We start from the raw sequence: 16,816 nt of genomic DNA on the forward strand, positions 1-16,816 counted from the left end.
CAGGCGAGAATCGCACCGGTGGGGTCTGTGGGCACAACCCACAGGAAGTGGATGCCGCGTGCCCCGGGCCGGCGGGGGCGTATCCGCCGGGCGGCGGGAGCTCACAGGCCCACGAGATCCATGAGGGCGCCGAGCTCTTCCCGGGTGAGCGGGCGCGTCGCGCCTTCCTTGAGGGTGCCCAGCCGGACGGGGCCGATGGCGATCCGCGACAGGCGTGCGACCGGATGCCCGACCGCGTCGAACATGCGCCGCACGATCCGGTTTCGCCCCTCGTGCAGGACGACGCGGACGAGCGTCCGGTGCGCGGACTTCTCCACGACGCGCACCTGGTCGGGCCGGACCGGGCCGTCCTCGAGCGTCACGCCCTTCTCCAGGCGCCGCACGGTCTTGGCCGTCAGCAGCCCCTCCACCTGGGCGAGGTAGGTCTTGGTCACCTCGTACGACGGATGTGCCAGCCGGTGCCCGAACTCGCCGTCGTTGGTCAGCAGCAGCAGGCCCTCGGTGTCGGCGTCGAGCCGCCCGACATGGAACAGCCTCTCGTGGCGGTGCTTGCCGAGCAGATCGCCGATCGCACGCCGCCCCTCGGGGTCGGACATGGTCGAGACGACCCCCCGTGGCTTGTTGAGGACCAGGTACAGGTGTCGCTGCGGCGGCGGGACCCGGGAGCCGTCCACGCGGATGACGTCGGCCATGGGGTCGACGCGCCGCCCCTGCTCGGTGACGAGCTTCCCGTTCACCTCGACCCTGCCCTCGGCGATGAGGATCTCGCTCGCGCGGCGTGAGGCGATCCCCGCTTCGGCGAGCACCTTCTGCAGCCGGACTCCCGTCGGTTGTTCCATGCAGGCATCATCGCACCTCTTCGGACGCGGTCCTCGGCAGCACGGCTCAGCGCGACACGGTGACGGTGTACGTACGCGGCGCGTAGTCGGTGATCGTGTAGCGCCCGCAGTCGATCGTGACGGACGGGCCCGTGGCGAGCGCGTCCGGGATCGACGGCTTCTCCCCTGTCGTCGTCACGACGAAGCTCACCGGGACGTCGTAGTCGGAGCTGTTGACGAGCCAGGCGTGAGGACGGAAGTCGGTTCGCACCTGGACGAGCCGCGAGGGGTCGACCAGGTACGCCTTGATCGGCCGGATCGTCCAGAACGTGCCCGCGCCCGCGCGGCCCGATGCGTCCACCCACTCCACGACGCAGTCCACGGAGTCGTCGACCATGGCCGTCCGCGCCGCCGACGCCACAGCGAGCCCGGACGCGGCGAGCACGCCGACGGCGGTCACCCCCGCCGTCAGAGGAAGCGCCCGGGCGAGCACGCCGTCGATCCGTGCGAGGGCGAGCGCAGCGACGCACGCGGCGACGGGCAGCGTCGCGAACAGGATCGGCTGGAGATACCGCGCCGCGAGGTTCACTCCGGTGAGGTTCCACGCGGGCGTGATGACGAGTGTCGCCACGACGGTGGCGCTGAGCGCCAGCGCCGCGGGCCGGCCGGTCCGCCGACTCCACAGGAGCAGGGCCACGACCGACGCCAGGCATGCCGCGTACAGCGCGACGGCGATCCAGCCCGACGTCCCGGCAAGCCGTTGCAGCACACGGCCCCCGTAGAAGCGGATCGCGCGCCACGGGGTCGAGTGCAGGTAGGTCTGCGCGGTGCCGCCCGTGAGGCCGGAGAAGGGCACTCGGCCGAGCAGCCCGGCGGCACAGCCGACGATCAGGCTCGCCGCGATCCCGGCGGCCCGCCGCAGGTGCTCCCGCCCGGCCAGCACGAGCGTTCCGGCGGCGGCGACGACCGGGGCGACGGACCACAGGGCGTACAGGGGATTCACGAGGACGGCACCGGCCGCCAGCAGGCCGAGGACGACCGCGAGGACGACGACGCGGCGCCCCTCGGCGTCCGCGAGGGCCGCCACCAGGGCCAGCGTGACCAGCAGCGCGACGACGGTGGACGCGTAGTACGTCGAGGTGGTGACGAGCGACGCGAGTTCGAGGTCGTTGTGGCTCCGGGTTCGATCGAGGCAGACGAAGACCGCGAGCGTCCCGAACCCCAGCAGCGAGCCGGCGACCTGGACAGGGGGCGACAGGTCGGGCAGGACGATGCGGACGGCGAGGCGCAGGCAGGCCGACACCAGCAGGAGGTTGACGACCGCGACGATGAGGATCGTCGGGTGGATCCCCAGGCCCAGTGCGCCGACCGCCAGGTAGACCGCCAGTTCGGGGAAGAACAGCACCGGCGAGAAGATCCAGTCCTGAGCCTGCCCGGACTGCAGCGAGCCGGCGACGAGCGTGGGAAGCACCGAGTCTCCGTCGTAGAACAGCAGCCACGCCCGGTCGCTCTGCGCGAGCATCGCGACCGCCCCGCAGGCGAGCGCCGTGGAAAGAACGAGCCACGCCACCTCGGCGCGCCAGCCCCGACGGGCGGAGGCGTTCCTGCCCGCCTCGCGATCCCCGCGGCGCGCCGCTCCGCCTCCCCGCTCCCGCCGGGTTCGGTCGGACGCGAGCGAGGAGGCAGGTGACCCGGTCACGGGCGCGAAGCTACGCCGCCCCGCTGTGCTCTCGGTGGGGGCCGGCTCGCATCCGTCCCAGAATCGCCTCGCTGTCATCGGGGTGTGGCACGATGGTCGGCATTCAGCACCCGGTTCCGGAGAAAAGGAGTCGACATGCGCGCCCTGTCCGACCGCCTGATCCTCGAACACGTGCAGACGCTCGGGCACGAGCATCCGCCGATCCCGCTGGAGAGCGTGGACTATTCCGTGAAGGATCCCGTCGGCATGTCCCGGCGATTCGGCCGCGTGCTGGATTTCCTGGCGCGTGTGGAGCTGGAGGTCGAGCGCAACGTCCTCGAACTGCTCGTGCTCCTGCCCGGCGTCGGCGAGGCCGATCGCATGTTCTATGCCGACGTGTGGGCCGACCAGGAGATTCGCCACGGCGTGATCCTCGACAAGCTGCAGAACGACATCGGACGTCCTCCGGCCGAGCCCGACACCACCGTGTCCACCGGGGTGCGGATCCTCGGCATGCTCGCCCACTTCCCGGCGATCCACGACATCATCCGGCTGCTGTACTACCTCACCGGCGCGGCGACCGAGCGCCAGGCCGTGCTCGCGTACAACCGCCTCGAAGCGGGGCTGATCGAGATGGACGAGCAGGCCATCGCCCGCACGGTCATCGGCCAGATCAAACGCCAGGAGCCGGGCCATTACGCGTTCTACAACATGTCGGCGACGCTGATGTTCCAGCAGGGGGAGTTGCGTCCGTGGCAGGTCTTCCTCGCCCGGCAGTTGCGCAAGCTGTCGTTCGAGCCGGTGGGGATGTACGGGGACCGCACCCGCCAGGCGGAGTTCGGCGGGGTCGCGATCGCGCTCGGCCTGGACGAGGACCTCGCCCGGATCGCCCGTGACGTCGGCCGGGTCGAGCACAGCCTCCTGTGGGCGAGCAAGAACGGGATGGAGGTGCCGCCCTACATCCTGAAGGCGTTCGAGGAGTCCGTGGCCGCGTTCCGCAGCGGCCGTTCGTTCGCCGCCTGAGCAGCCCGCCGCGCGCCCGTTTGACTCCGGCCCGGGCGGGCGCCACGCTGGCGAGGTGGCCACGAACATGGGCGTCTTGCCGACCCCCCGCGACGCGCGCATCCTCGCCGCCGCCGCCGGGGCGGCCGCTACCGCCCTCGTGCTGGCCGCCGGGTGGGGTTCGGTCACCTTCGACTCGATGCAGACATACGTCTCGGAGGGCGCGACGGTCACGGTGACCGCGGAGTCGTCGTGGGTCACCCAGGTCCTGATGCAGCTCGTGACGTATGCCGGCACAGCGGCCGGCCCGCTGCTCGCGGCGGCGGTCCTCCTGCTCGCCTACAGCTTCGTGTTCCGGGTGCGCGGGGCGGCGCCCGGCGGCGACGGCGAGACCGGATCGCCCGAGGCGTCCGACACTCCGGACGCCGAGACACCGAGACGCGCAGCCGAGACGCCGGGGGACGCGGACGCTGCCGCCACGACCCCCGGCTCCGCCCGCACCGATCCGGAGCCCCTCCGGGAGCCGCCCTCCGACCTGCGTGCCTTCATGCGCCCGGAGCCAGGCCATGACTGAGCCCGCCGCGTCAACCCCGGTGACTCCCCCCGCGTCGGCCCCTCGGCCGGAACGGCGCCGGGAGCGCCTGCTGGCCGCGATCGCGTGTCTGGCCGCACTGGTGCTGGTCGCGGTCGGCGGCCTCGTCGACCAGGCATCCTCCGGCGTCATGGACATCGTCGTGGTGGACGGCGGCTGGTACAGCCACCCCACGGTGGCGTCCACGATCCTGGTGTACGCCGCCGGGGCGGCGCGGAGCGCCGTGGGGCTGCTGCTGGCCGCAGCGATCCTGCTCGTCACCCACAGCCTCCTGCCCCGCCCGCGCCCTCAGACCCCGCCGAACGCTCCGAAACTGCCGGAAAACGACGGCTTTCCGGCAGTTTCGGAGCGTTCGGCGGGGGCTTCCTGACGGTCACGAGGACGAGGACGCCTCCGGCGGATCGGCGAGCTGCACCAACTCGGCCTCCAGCACCGACGCATCGGGCAGGTGCGGCGCGATGGGCGGCAGCTCGTCGAGGGAATCCAGGCCGAGCCGCTCGAGGAACGACGACGTGGTCGCGAACAGCGCGGCACCGGTGACCGGGTCACGACCCACCTCGCCGATGAGATCCCGCAGCACGAGCGTGCGGACGACCCCGTCGACGTTCACCCCGCGGATCGCCGCGATCCGGCTGCGCGGCACCGGCTGCAGGTACGCGACGATGGCGAGCGTCTCCAAAGCGGCCTGCGACAGCTTCGCCTGCTGCCCGTCGATCACCCACGCCGCGATCGCATCGGCATGCTCGGCGCGGGTGTAGTAGCGCCACCCCCCGGCGACCCGGCGGAGTTCGAACCCACGCCCGGTCTCGTCGTAGAACGCCACGAGCGCCGCGAGCGCGCGCTCGACGTCAGGCACCGGCGCGCCGACGGCACGGGCCAGGTCGACGGCGGCCACCGGCTCGGTCGCCTGCATCAGGATCGCCTCGATCGGGCCGGCCAGTTCGGCGGATCCGGCGTCATGCGTCATCGGGGTTCTCCTCGCCCTGGGTGCCTTCATAGTCGTCGGTGATCTCGTGCACGTCGCCTCCCAGCCACCGCACGGTCAGCTCACCGAGCGGCGTGAGCTGTTCGAACACCACGACGCGGTCGCGGAACAACTCCAGCAGGGCCAGGAAGCGCGCCACCACGACGAGGGTGGACGTCGCGTCCGCGACGAGCGTGCGGAAGGACGACACCGGCGAGGCGGACAGCTTGTCCACCAGCAGCGCCGCCTGCTCGCGAACGCTCACCTGCGGAGCATGGAGGTGCGTGAGCGACACGTGAACGGGCTCGGGCGGTGTCAGCGCCCTCCCGGCGAGAAACGCCAGCTCCTCGGCCGAATGCTCGAACCGCAGTTCGGGCAGCAGTCGCGCATACGCCTCCTCGAGGCCACCGGGGCGCGGCTGTCGCAGATCCTCGACGGCCAGCCTCTCCGCCAGTTCGCCGGCGACGATCTTGAACGCCCGGTACTGCAGCAACCGCGCGAACAGCAGGTCACGCGCCTCCAGCGCGGCGATGTCCTCGGCATCCTCGACCTCGCCGGACGGCAGCAGCCGAGCGGCTTTCAGGTCCAGCAGCGTCGCGGCCACCACCACGAACTCGCTCACCTCGTCGAGGTCCCACGCATCTCCGGCGTCGGCCTGCATGCGCCGCAGATACGCCAGGAACTCGTCGGTCACGGCCGAGAGCGCGATCTCGGTGACATCGAGCCTCCGCCGGCCGATGAGCTGGAGCAGGAGATCGAAGGGGCCCTCGAAGTTGTCCAGGTGGAGAGCGAAACCGGTCCCCCCGTCCGCCGGACTGCCGGGCGCGTCGTCGTCGGTGCGCTCGACGGTCATCGCCCCAACCGGAGCACGAGGTCGGCGCCGGCGCCGGCGGAGGTCAGCTCGGAGAGCGCCCCCGCGACCGCGGCGCGCACGATGCGGCCCCTGTCGACCGAGATCCCGAACTCGCGCCGGAGCCGGATGCGGGCGTCCTCGATCGCCTCCAGTTCCCCGGTGCTGAGGTACACCGTGATCTTCTGGTCGTGGCGGACGCGTCCCGACGCCTCGCTCCCCGGCTCGGCGGCATCGGCGGCGTTCACGGGGACGTCCGCTGCCGGATCGGGCGCGGTCGAGCGGAAGAGCTCGCCGGCTCCCGGCAGCCTCACGCGCCGGGGCACCGGAGCAGAACCTCTCGCGCGAGCAGCCGGTACTGTTCGGCGCCGGCGCTGTCGGGTGCGTACGCCGTGATCGGCTCGCCGGCGGCGGATGCCTCGGGAAACCGGACCGTGCGCCGGATGACCGTGTGGAAGACCCTGTCGCCGAACCTCTCGACGACCCGGTCCATGACCTCACGGCTGTGCAGGGTACGCGTGTCGAACCGGGTCGCGACGATGCCCAGCAGTTCCAGGTCGGGGTTGATGCGCTCGCGCACCTTGGCGATCGTGTCCTCCAGCAGGGCCACCCCGCGGAGGGCGAAGAACTCGGCCTCCAGCGGGATGATCACCCGGTCGGCACAGGTGAGCGCGTTCACCGTGAGCAGCCCGAGCGATGGCGCGCAGTCGATGAGGATGACGTCGTACACATGACGCACCTTGTCCAGGACGCGCTTCAGCGTGTGCTCCCGTGCGACCTCGGAGACCAGTTGCACCTCGGCCGCCGACAGATCGATGTTCGCCGGCAGCAGGTCCATCCCCGGTGTGGCCGTCGCCTGGATGACGTCCTCGATCGCGACCTCCCGGCCCAGCAGGAGGTTGTACACGCTCCGGTCGAGCGTGTGCGGGTTCACTCCGAGCCCGACCGACAGCGAGCCCTGCGGGTCGAAGTCCACCAGCAGGACCGCCCTCCCGGTCTCCGCGAGCGCCGCGCCCAGGTTGATCGTGGTCGTGGTCTTCCCCACGCCGCCCTTCTGGTTGCACATCGCAATGATCACGGCGTGAGTGTTCTCGGGTGCGGGCGGCGCCGGCGGGATGTCGGGCAGCGGCCGGCCTGTCGGTCCGTACTCGCCGGCGTCGACCTCGCCGGCATCGGCGCCGGCGCTCTGCCTGCTCCGATCGGGGCCGAACAACCCGGACTGCATCTCTTCAACGCTGCTCACACGTACTCCTCGGTTTGCGGGCAGCCTAGTACGCGCGCGGGTGGGAGGATGCGAAGACTTCCCGGAGGTGGTCGACGGTCACGAGGGTGTAGAGCTGCGTCGTGGTCACCGACGCATGCCCGAGCAGTTCCTGCACGACTCGGACGTCGGCGCCGCCGTCCAGCAGGTGCGTGGCGTACGAATGGCGCAGGGTGTGCGGCGAGACCTCCGCCGTGAGCCCGGCCGCCGCGGCACGGTCCTTGAGGATCGCCCACGCGGACTGCCGCGAGAGCCGCCCGCCACGGGCGTTGAGGAACAACGCCGGGCCCGGGGACGGCCCCCGCAGGAACGCCGCACGCCCCGCGCCCAGCCAGCGCGACAGCGCCGCTCGAGCGAAGGTGCCGACGGGCACGACCCTCTCCTTGCCGCCCTTGCCGAGCAACCGCAGGCCGGTCGACTCGTCGGCGGAGAGCAGGACGCGGGTGATGTCGTCCACGTCGAGGGACACGACCTCGGAGATGCGCGCGCCGGTGCCGTACAGGAGCTCCAGCAGGGCCTTGTCGCGCAGCCCGGCCGGGTCGGAGGTGTCGATCCCGTCGAGCAGCGCCTGCGTGTCGGCGATCGACAACGCCTTCGGCAGCCGTCTTCCGACGGACGGCAGGTCCACGTCCGCCGCCGGGTCGGACGGCGTCCGGCCCTCGGTCGCCGCGAACCTGTGGAGACTGCGCACCGCCACGAGCGTCCGGGTGACGCTCGCCGGCGCCAGATGCTGCCCGCCGGAGAGTTCCCGCGCGAAGGCCTCGACGTCGGAAGGGGTCACCGCGGCGAGGTCGGCGATGCCGCGTGCGGCGCAGAACTCCGCGTAGCGGGCCAGGTCCCGCCCGTAGGCCAGCAACGTGTTGCGCGCGAGTCCGCGCTCGACGGTCAGGTGGTCGAGGAAGGCCGCGATCTGCGCGCCGACCGTCTCGGGCACCCGCTCTCCCCTAGTCCGCCGCGCGTCGCGCCGCCCACGCCTCGCGGGCGGGCCAGAGCGCGTCCGCCGGACGCAGCGTGTCGAGTCCGCGCTCCAGGGCCAGCGCGAGCGCGAGCGTTCCCGACACCATGGACGGGCTTTGGACCCGGCCGGCGAGGACGGCGTCGACGAGGTCGGCGACGGGAACCCACACGGCGTCCATGTGGGCCTCTTCGCCCTCCAACTCGAAGCCGTCGGGCCGGTCGGTGGGCGTCAGACCCGTGGCGAGGAACATCCGGATCGACTCCTCGCAGCCGCCCGGGGTGGTGAACAGGTCGACCAGCACCCGCCAGTCGGACGCTGCGAGTTGCGCCTCCTCGGCCAGTTCGCGCCGGGCCGCGACGAGGTAGTCCTCGCCGGCGTGGTCCAGCAGGCCGGCCGGCGGTTCGTAGAGGCGGTAGCCGACAGGGTGCCGGTACTGGCGAACGACGGCGACCCGACCGGCGTCGTCCAGCGCCATCACGCCGACCGCTCCGGGATGGGCCATGTATTCGCGGGTCATCCGGCCGCCGTCGGGTGTCTGCACCACGTCCCGGATGAAGTCGCACACCCGACCCCGGGCCAGGACGTCATGGTGCAGCACCGGCCACGGATCGGGGACGTCGGCGATGTCGAGCCCCGCGACCTCCTCGTCGCCGCCGTTCACTGGTCGTCCTCCGGCAGGCGCGACGAGAGCTTGCGGGTGAGAGCGGCCCGGATGAGCCCCGCGAACAGCGGGTGCGCCTTGGTCGGGCGCGACTTCATCTCGGGATGCGCCTGCGTCGCCACGAAATACGGATGCCGGGCGCGGTCGAGTTCCACGAACTCGACGAGGTTCCCGTCCGGAGACGTCCCGCTGATGTGCAGGCCGACCGACTCCAGCCGTTCCCGATAGGAGTTGTTGACCTCGTAGCGGTGCCGGTGCCGCTCGCTGACCTGCGTCGTGCCGTACTGCTCGGCCACGATCGAGCCCGGGGTGAGCGTCGCCGGGTACGCGCCGAGCCGCATCGACCCGCCGAGGTCCCCGCCGCCGGACACGATGTCCACCTGCTCGGCCATCGTGGCGATGACGGGGTGAGCGGTGCCGGGGTCGAACTCGGTCGATGCGGCGCCGTCGAGCCCCGCCAGGCTGCGGGCGACCTCCATCACCATGCACTGCAGCCCCAGGCAGAGGCCGAGCACGGGAAGCTGGTTCTCACGGGCGTGCGTGATCGCGCCGATCTTCCCCTCGACGCCGCGGATGCCGAATCCGCCCGGGATCACGACCCCGTCGACGTCGCCGAGCGCCGCCGCCGCCCCGGCCGGCGTCGCGCAGTCGTCGCTGGCGACCCACCGGATGTGGACCTTCGCCCAGGCGGCGAAGCCGGCGGCGCGCAGCGCCTCGGAGACGGACAGATACGCATCGGGCAGGTCGATGTACTTGCCCACGAGGGCGATCGTCAGATCCTCCTTGGGCTGGTGGACGCGCAGCAGCAGGTCGTCCCACTCGGTCCAGTTCACGTCACGGAAGTGGACGCCGAGCCGGCGCACCACGTACGCGTCGAGACCCTCGGCGAACAGCACCCGCGGAATGTCGTAGATCGACGGGGCGTCGGGGCAGGACACCACCGCCTCCTCGTCGACGTCGCATGCGAGCGAGATCTTTCGCTTCACCGACTCGGGGACGTCCCGGTTCGACCGGCACACGATCGCGTCCGGCTGGATGCCGACCTCACGCAGCGCAGCCACCGAATGCTGGGTGGGCTTCGTCTTGAGTTCTCCGCTCGGCCCGATGTAGGGCACCAGGGAGACGTGCAGGAAGAGGACGTTCGCGCGGCCGACGTCCCGGCGGACCTGACGGGCGGCCTCCAGGAACGGCAGCGACTCGATGTCGCCGACCGTGCCGCCGATCTCGTGGATCACGATGTCGACGCCCTTGCCCGCCTTGGCGAGCATCCGGTCCTTGATCTCGTTGGTGATGTGCGGGATGACCTGGACGGTGTCTCCCAGATAGTCGCCGCGGCGCTCCTTGGCGATCACCGTGGAATAGACCTGGCCGGTCGTCACGTTGGCGGCGGCGCTCAGGTCGACGCCGAGGAATCGCTCGTAGTGGCCGATGTCGAGATCCGTCTCGGCGCCGTCCTCGGTCACGAACACCTCGCCGTGCTGGAAGGGGTTCATCGTCCCAGGATCGACGTTGAGATACGGATCGAGCTTCTGCATGGACACCCGTAATCCGCGTGCCACCAGGAGCGTCCCGAGGCTGGATGCGGTCAGCCCTTTGCCGAGTGAGGAGGCCACGCCTCCGGTCACGAAGATGTGCTTGGTCTGTTTCCCGTTCCCCACGGGGTTTCAGCCTATATCGAATCTGCCCCGTCGCGCGCACCGGTCCCAGGCGCGCCGGATCACTCCGGCCGACGGAAGAGCCGGCCGAGGAAGTGCAGCGCCGTTCCGGGCGGATCGGAGCGCGTGAACGCCCACTCGGGATCGGTGAGCATCCGCGCCCCCGCGAGGCCCGCGACCATCGCGATCACCGCGAGAACCGTCGTCACTCCGTTCCCGGTGGCCGCGACCACATCGGCCTGGTCGAAGTAGATCAGCGTGCGCAGCGCGGCGGATCCCGGGATCGACACCAGCAGCGTCGGCACGGTCATGATGATCTTCTCCATGTCGAACAGCTTCGCGACGACCGCACAGAGGAGCCCCATCAGGAAGCAGCCCACGAAGGTGGCCACGTGCATCTTCACGCCGGCGTCCAGCAGCAGCAGCCGCGGCACGTTGCCGATCAGGCCGATCACTCCCGAGGCGACCGCCATCCAGAACGGCGTGTTGAACATCATCGCCCAGCCGAAGACGGCGAAGAAGCTGGCCAGCAGCAGGGCGAGCCAGATCAGGACCGGGTTCCCGGTGAGCGCGGGCACGGGATCCGGGGAGGCACCGGCGACGGTGATGACGATCCACACCCCGATCGTCATGGCCAGCAGCACCATCGCGGCGTAGGTGAGCCGGGGAATGCCCGCCATCAGGTCGATTCGGGTGAGGTCCAGGCCCGCCGTGACCAGGGGGAATCCGGGAATCAGGAAGATGGCGGCGCAGATCAGCCCGGCCGACATGCGCGCGCTGGAATCGCCCATCGCCAGGTCGAGCAGCCGCGTGAGGCCGACGTAGAGGCCGGTGGCGAGCGCCGCCGAGGTGAGGACCACCGCGAGGTGGTTGAGCTGTCGGCTGCTGAGTGCCCGGTGCACCCCGTAGGCCAGCGCGGACGCCGGAAGGACGGCGACCACCTCGCGCCAGCCGCCGTTGGTCAGGATCGTGATGGATGCGCAGGCGAGAGCCACCAGCGGGATCAGCAGCCACGCCGGGTAGAGCCGGGGTGTCCGCTCGATCCGGTCGAGCATGGCGTCGACCTCGGCGACCGTGGCCCGCTCCGGCAGTGAGTGCGCGAAGTCCTTGAGCAGCGCGATCCGGTGGGCGTTCACGCCGGGGGCGTTGATCTCCTCCACCTGCGTGCGAAAGGTGTTGCGTCGCCGCACCGTGAGGGTGATGTCGGTGAAGGTCACCTCCGCCCGGATCCGGCGCAGGCCGACCGTCGCGGCGACGGCCCGCATCACCTCGCGCACACGCAGCCCGGAGGTGCCCGCACCCAGCATCAGGATCCCCGACCGCAGCACCACGTCGGAGCGGCGGATCAGGTGTCGGGGTTCGAGGGCGTCCTCGTGCTCGTGCTCGTGCTCGCCGGCGTGTTTCACGCCCCAAAGGTAGCGATCCGCGCCCCCGCCGACATCCACGACCTTCGCGGCGGACGGGTTCGTCCGGGCGCCGGGGATCCGGCGCCCCGCCTACGCACCGTCCGTCGCCGCGTCGTAGGCGAGGATCGTGTCGCCGCCTTCGGTGATCCGCGCACCGACGCCGTCGTCGGTCCACAGCTCGACGTCGATCTCCCCCGCCCCGCCGGGGTCGTAGGCGCGATAGACGTACCGGCGGTTGTCGAGGTGGAGCGTCGCGATGCGGGAGGTCGCGACCCAGGGACGTTCACGGCGCACCGCGAGCAGGGCGGAGTGGAGCCGGAACATCGCCGCGCCGTCGTCGTCGAGGTCGGCGGGCGACGCGGGCAGCGCGGGACGGATGGCGTCGTCGCCGCCGAGGCGCTCCTCCTTGACCGCCTCGTAGCCGCGTTCGTCCCCGTAGTAGATGCTGGGGATGCCGGGCACGGTGAGGAGCACGACGGCCGCCAGTCCCGCCTTCGCCCGGCCCACCTGCGTCGCGATCCGGGTGACGTCGTGATTCCCGACGAAGGTCTGGGGGACGAAGTAGCGCAGGAAGTCGTCGCTGTGCTCGCGCAGGGTCCAGTCCAGTTCGTAGAAGTTGTCGTCCTTCAAAGAACTCCAGACGGCCTTCCACAGGCGGTACTGGGTCACGGTGTCCATGGTCGACAGGTCCACGATGCTGGGATAGTCGCCGTGGATGACCTCGCCGAGGAACCATGCCTCCCGATGCCGCGCCCGGACCGCCGGAAGAACGTCCCGCCAGAACTCCAGCGGCACGGCATAGGCGGCGTCGAGCCGCCAGCCGGCCACTCCGCGGTCCAGCCAGTACGTCATGACGTCGACGACGTAGTCCCTCGTCCTGCGGGACGAGTGGTCCAACTCGACGAGGCCGGGGTGTCCCTCGAACACGCCGGGCCGGGGATCGCGGGGATCGGACCAGTCGATCGCGAACAGCGCCGCATCGGGATGGCCCGGGCCCTCGCGCAGGACATCTCTGTACGCCGGGTGCTCCGATCCGACGTGGTTGAAGACCCCGTCCAGCACGACCCGCAGGCCGCGCGTGGACGCCGTCGCGATCAGGTCGGCGAGATCGGTCCCGTCCCCGAGCCGCGGATCGATCCGGTAGTGGTCCAGCGTGTCGTATCCGTGGGAGGTGGACGCGAAGACCGGGCCGAGCAGCAGGCCCGAGACACCGAGGTCGGCGGCGTAGTGGACCCAGGGCAGCAACCGCCGCAGCCGGTGGGAGCCGGGGGTGTCGTCCGTGTCACGGATGGGCGCTCCGACGGATCCGAGCGGGTACACCTGCCACCACGTCGATTCGGTCGCCCACATCTGCGCATCCCTTCCAGGAGGGGCACCCATGCTACCGGCGCCCGTGTGACGGGCTCTGTCAACCGGCCCCGAGCTCCAGCAGTTCCGCGGCGCGCGCCCTGCCCGCGGCCGTCGCCTCCCCACCCATCATGCGCGCGAGCTCGTCCAGCCGGGCATCGCCGGCCACCGACACGATCCCGCTCGTGGTGACCTCGCCGGTGTCCGTCTTCGTCACGACGAAGTGCCGGTCGGCGAACGCCGCCACCTGCGCCAGGTGCGTGACGACGATGACCTGGGAATGGGCCGACAGACTCCGCAGCCGGCGGCCGACCTCGAGCGCCGTCGCACCCCCGATGCCCGCGTCCACCTCGTCGAAGATGAACACCTGCCCCGGCGTGTCGCCCGCCAGCACGACCTCGAGCGCGAGGCGCACCCTCGACAGCTCGCCGCCCGAGGCCACCTTCGCCAGGGGTCCGGGAGCGCTGCCCGGGTTCGCGGCGAACAGGAGCGCGATGTCGTCGGCACCGTCGGGGCCGAGGCGTCCGAGCGGCCCGACCTCGAACCTCAACACTGCGTGCGGCATCGCCAGGGCGGCCAGTTCGGCGACCGCCGTCTCCGCCAGGCTGGTCGCCGCCGCGGTCCGCAGCCGGGTCATGGCGTCCGCCATCTCGGTGAGATCCGCGCTGAGAGCGTCGACCCGCCCGGCAAGCTCCTCGATGCGTTCGTCGGCACCGCGCAGGGACGCCGCTCGCGAGGTCCCTTCGGCCGCCCACGCCAGCACCTCGTCGCAGTCGGCCCCGTACTTGCGGGTGAGCGTCTGCAGCGCGGATCGGCGTCCGGCGATCCACTCCAACCGGCTCGGGTCGGCGTCGAGATCCGCCAGGTACGACGCCAGGTCCTGAGCGACGTCGGCCACCTCGTATCCCAGGACGGCCAGGCGTTCCGCCTGCGCTGCGAGGGCCGGGTCCTGACGGGAGGCGCTCTCCAGAGTCCTGCGCGCGGCCGCGAGCAGTCCCGTCGCGTCGGGAGCGTCGAGGTCGTCGGTGGTGCCGGCGAGACCTGCGAGCGCCGTCGACGCGGCGAGGCGCAGGTCGTCGGCCGATTGAAGCCGCTGCGCCTCGGCCGCGAGCGCGACGTCCTCGCCCGGCTGGGGTCCGATCCGCTCGATCTCGTCCAGGCCGAACTGGAGCACGTCGAGTTCCCGGGCGCGCTCCCGGGCAGCCGTCTGCAGGCCGGCGAGCTCGGTGGCGGCCTGTGCTCGTTCCGCATACGCGGCCTGGTACCGCTGGAGGACCTGCGCGAGCTCCGGTCCGGCGTGAAGGTCGATGACCTCGCGCTGCCGATCCGGTGTCCCGAGGCGGAGCTGCTCGGACTGGCCGTGCAGCGTGACCCATTCGGCCAGCAGCCCGGCCGCCACTTTGACGGGGACGGCCGACCCGCCGGCGAACGCACGGGACCGCGTCCCCGTGAGCTGCCTGGCCACGAGCAGCTCGCCGTCGTCGAGCTCCGCGCCCAGTCCCTCGGCCGCTGCGGCCACTCCCGCGTCGACCACGAAGCGCCCCTCCACGATCGCCCGGCCGGCACCGATCCGGATCAGCCGAGGATCGGCCTTCGCCCCCAGCAGCAGCGCGAGCCCCGTGACGACCATCGTCTTCCCCGCCCCGGTCTCGCCCGTGATGGCGGTGAAACCGGGGCCCGGCTCGATGGCCGCGTCGGCGATCACTCCGACGTCGCGGATGCGCAGCTCAGTCAACACGGGGGCCACCCGCATTGCGCCACCCGTCGACGGGGAGGCCGAACTTCCGCACGAGACGTGTCGTGAACGGCTGTTCGGACGTCCGTGCCAGCAGCAGCGGGTGCGCGCCCTGCGTGGCCTCGATCTCCATCCCGGCGGCGATGTCGAAGGTCCGGCGACCGTCGCACCACACGACGCCGTGGGAATCGTGCCCGCTGAGCATCCGGATGCGGACCGTCGACAGCGGGCTGAGCACCATCGGGCGGGCGAACAGGGCGTGCGCGCTGAGCGGCACCAGCAGGAGCGCGAAGACGTCGGGCCACACGACCGGTCCCGAGGCGCTGAACGCATAGGCCGTCGACCCCGACGGCGTCGACACGAGCAGTCCGTCCGCCCACCAGCGGGACAGGGGGCGACCGTCCACCTCCACCAGGACGTCGATCATGCGTTCGCGTGCCTGCTTCTCCAGCGACACCTCGTTGATCGCGAAGGACGACCAGATCTGTTCCCCTCCCGGCGCGTCGCGGACGGTGACGTCGACGGTGAGCCTCCGCTCGACGCGGTAGGTCTTGTTGACGACGCAGTCGATGAGGGACGGGATCTGGGACGCCTCCAGTTCGGCGAGGAAGCCGACATGGCCGAGGTTCACTCCGAGGATCGGGATCCCGCGGGGCACCGCCCACTCGGCGGCGCGCAGGATCGTGCCGTCGCCGCCGAAGGCGACCGACAGCTCCGCCGGGTCGAGGCCCGTGTGCGGGCCCAGATGTGCGTCGGGAAGGAGGGCGCGGAACTCGTCGAGCCGATCGGGCTGGACCAGGCACAGGATTCCGGTGCCGCGGAGGCCGGAGATGAACTCGACTGCCGAGTCGAAGGCCTGCTGCCGCGCCGGATGCAGAGCCAGCGCGATAACCCGGGTGTCAGCCACACTCGCAGCCTAGACGACGCGGCTCCCGCCGTGCGGTGGTGCCCCCAGGAGCAGGAAGTGCTCGATGTTCCCGTCCTGGCCGGGCAGGCGCGACGGCCCGCTCCACGTGGGCGGATGGCCGAGATCGGCCGCCAGCGCCGCCACCGCGGCGACGGCCTCGTCCCGCCGGGCCGCATCCCGGACGACACCGCCGCGCCCGAGTCGCTGCCGTCCGACCTCGAACTGAGGCTTCACGAGCAGCAGAGCGGCGCCCCCCGGTCGCAGCGCGTCCAGCAGCGGCGCGAGCAGCAGCCGCAGGGAGATGAACGACACATCCGCCACGACCCAGTCGACGGGTTCCTCGTCGAGGTCGGCACGGGTGAGATCGCGTAGGTTCACCCCCTCGCGGACGCGGACCCGCGGATCCGCGGCCAGCGTCGGCGCGAGCTGTCCGTGCCCGACGTCCACCGCGTACACGGGGGCGCAGCCCGATTCCAGCAGCACCTGCGTGAACCCGCCTGTGGACGCCCCGGCGTCCAATGCCCGGCCGGACGGGCGCAGGCCGGTGTCGGCGAGCGCACCCAGCAGCTTGTGCGCGGCCCGGGACACGTAGGGATCCCGCTGAGCGAGCGTCACCTCGTCGGCGTCGCCGACGAGCGTCGATCCCTTCGTGATCGTCCGGCCGTTGACCCGTACCCAGCCGGCGTCGAGACACGCCCGCGCCTGGGATCGGGAGCGCACCAGCCCGCGGGCCGCGAGTTCGGCATCCAGCCGTCTGCGGGGAACGGCGCCGTCCATCACCGGTCCGGGGAGTCGTCCGCCCCCGGCCCGGGCGCACGAGGCTCGTCGAGGATCTTCGCCAGCGCGTCCGACAATGCCCTCAACCCGGCGACCTGGTCGGCGGGGTCGTCCGTCAGCCGGCCGAGCGACGCCAGCGCGCCGTCGACCTCCGCCTGCCCCGTGATGGGCACGGCAACCGGCTCCGGCGAATCCATGGGCGGGA

At 71.6% G+C, this 16,816-nt stretch carries 18 protein-coding genes; 3 read left to right on the forward strand and 15 right to left on the reverse strand.

Annotation, left to right across the window (positions count from 1 at the left end):
* Positions 1–101 precede the first annotated feature (101 nt).
* Positions 102–839, reverse strand: coding sequence for a pseudouridine synthase (locus tag G555_RS0114040; RefSeq protein WP_028709351.1), 738 nt, complete (start codon positions 837–839; stop codon positions 102–104).
* A gap of 46 nt (positions 840–885) precedes the next feature.
* Complete coding sequence (locus G555_RS20190; protein ID WP_156887575.1) at positions 886–2,517, reverse strand: hypothetical protein; 1,632 nt, start codon at positions 2,515–2,517, stop codon at positions 886–888.
* A gap of 135 nt (positions 2,518–2,652) precedes the next feature.
* On the opposite strand from G555_RS20190, the gene G555_RS0114050 reads away from it, so the two are divergent.
* From G555_RS0114050 to G555_RS0114060, 3 genes are all read left to right on the forward strand, one after another.
* On the forward strand, positions 2,653–3,519 hold the full coding sequence (locus tag G555_RS0114050) for a hypothetical protein (RefSeq protein ID WP_028709352.1): 867 nt from the start codon (positions 2,653–2,655) through the stop codon (positions 3,517–3,519).
* A gap of 67 nt (positions 3,520–3,586) precedes the next feature.
* The gene (locus G555_RS0114055; protein WP_028709353.1) at positions 3,587–4,072 is read left to right on the forward strand and encodes a hypothetical protein; all 486 of its coding nucleotides are present in this window, start codon (positions 3,587–3,589) and stop codon (positions 4,070–4,072) included.
* Positions 4,065–4,460, forward strand: a complete 396-nt coding sequence (locus G555_RS0114060; protein WP_156887576.1) for a hypothetical protein — start codon at positions 4,065–4,067, stop codon at positions 4,458–4,460. The genes G555_RS0114055 and G555_RS0114060 overlap by 8 nt, the downstream gene beginning before the upstream one ends.
* A 3-nt stretch (positions 4,461–4,463) precedes the next feature.
* On the opposite strand, the gene scpB is transcribed toward G555_RS0114060, so the two are convergent.
* The 13 genes from scpB to G555_RS0114125 all read right to left on the reverse strand — a co-directional run bounded on the left by scpB (position 4,464) and on the right by G555_RS0114125 (position 16,808).
* The gene (scpB, locus tag G555_RS0114065; protein WP_028709355.1) at positions 4,464–5,057 is read right to left on the reverse strand and encodes an SMC-Scp complex subunit ScpB; all 594 of its coding nucleotides are present in this window, start codon (positions 5,055–5,057) and stop codon (positions 4,464–4,466) included.
* Positions 5,047–5,907 carry a segregation and condensation protein A gene (locus G555_RS20195; RefSeq protein ID WP_051209273.1) on the reverse strand — a complete coding sequence of 287 codons (861 nt, stop codon included), beginning with the start codon at positions 5,905–5,907 and terminating at the stop codon, positions 5,047–5,049. Before G555_RS20195 ends, scpB begins: the two co-directional genes overlap by 11 nt.
* Positions 5,904–6,230 (reverse strand): hypothetical protein, encoded by a 327-nt coding sequence (locus G555_RS0114075; protein ID WP_028709356.1) that lies wholly within the window; start codon positions 6,228–6,230, stop codon positions 5,904–5,906. The genes G555_RS20195 and G555_RS0114075 overlap by 4 nt, the downstream gene beginning before the upstream one ends.
* On the reverse strand, positions 6,215–7,129 hold the full coding sequence (locus G555_RS20200) for a ParA family protein (RefSeq protein WP_051209276.1): 915 nt from the start codon (positions 7,127–7,129) through the stop codon (positions 6,215–6,217). The genes G555_RS0114075 and G555_RS20200 overlap by 16 nt, the downstream gene beginning before the upstream one ends.
* A 43-nt stretch (positions 7,130–7,172) precedes the next feature.
* The gene (locus tag G555_RS0114085; RefSeq protein WP_036923149.1) at positions 7,173–8,099 is read right to left on the reverse strand and encodes a site-specific tyrosine recombinase XerD; all 927 of its coding nucleotides are present in this window, start codon (positions 8,097–8,099) and stop codon (positions 7,173–7,175) included.
* A 10-nt stretch (positions 8,100–8,109) separates the two neighbouring features.
* Positions 8,110–8,748, reverse strand: a complete 639-nt coding sequence (locus tag G555_RS0114090) for an NUDIX domain-containing protein (RefSeq protein ID WP_028709358.1) — start codon at positions 8,746–8,748, stop codon at positions 8,110–8,112.
* Between the two features lie 32 nt (positions 8,749–8,780).
* Positions 8,781–10,442: a CTP synthase gene (locus G555_RS0114095; protein WP_028709359.1), complete on the reverse strand. Its 1,662-nt coding sequence runs from the start codon at positions 10,440–10,442 to the stop codon at positions 8,781–8,783.
* A 59-nt stretch (positions 10,443–10,501) separates the two neighbouring features.
* Positions 10,502–11,845 carry a threonine/serine exporter family protein gene (locus G555_RS0114100; protein WP_028709360.1) on the reverse strand — a complete coding sequence of 448 codons (1,344 nt, stop codon included), beginning with the start codon at positions 11,843–11,845 and terminating at the stop codon, positions 10,502–10,504.
* Positions 11,846–11,935: 90 nt separating this feature from the next.
* Positions 11,936–13,195 carry an alpha-amylase family protein gene (locus G555_RS0114105; protein WP_028709361.1) on the reverse strand — a complete coding sequence of 420 codons (1,260 nt, stop codon included), beginning with the start codon at positions 13,193–13,195 and terminating at the stop codon, positions 11,936–11,938.
* Between the two features lie 58 nt (positions 13,196–13,253).
* Positions 13,254–14,930 (reverse strand): DNA repair protein RecN, encoded by a 1,677-nt coding sequence (gene recN / locus G555_RS0114110; protein ID WP_028709362.1) that lies wholly within the window; start codon positions 14,928–14,930, stop codon positions 13,254–13,256.
* Positions 14,920–15,834 (reverse strand): NAD kinase, encoded by a 915-nt coding sequence (locus tag G555_RS0114115; protein ID WP_028709363.1) that lies wholly within the window; start codon positions 15,832–15,834, stop codon positions 14,920–14,922. The genes recN and G555_RS0114115 overlap by 11 nt, the downstream gene beginning before the upstream one ends.
* Positions 15,835–15,843: 9 nt before the next feature.
* Positions 15,844–16,611: a TlyA family RNA methyltransferase gene (locus tag G555_RS0114120; RefSeq protein ID WP_036923155.1), complete on the reverse strand. Its 768-nt coding sequence runs from the start codon at positions 16,609–16,611 to the stop codon at positions 15,844–15,846.
* A complete protein-coding gene (locus G555_RS0114125; protein WP_028709365.1) occupies positions 16,611–16,808 on the reverse strand; it encodes a hypothetical protein in 198 nt (65 codons plus the stop codon). The genes G555_RS0114120 and G555_RS0114125 overlap by 1 nt, the downstream gene beginning before the upstream one ends.
* Positions 16,809–16,816: the final 8 nt, after the last annotated feature.

This window comes from Propionicicella superfundia DSM 22317, from assembly GCF_000423465.1.
Lineage (GTDB): Bacteria > Actinomycetota > Actinomycetes > Propionibacteriales > Propionibacteriaceae > Propionicicella > Propionicicella superfundia.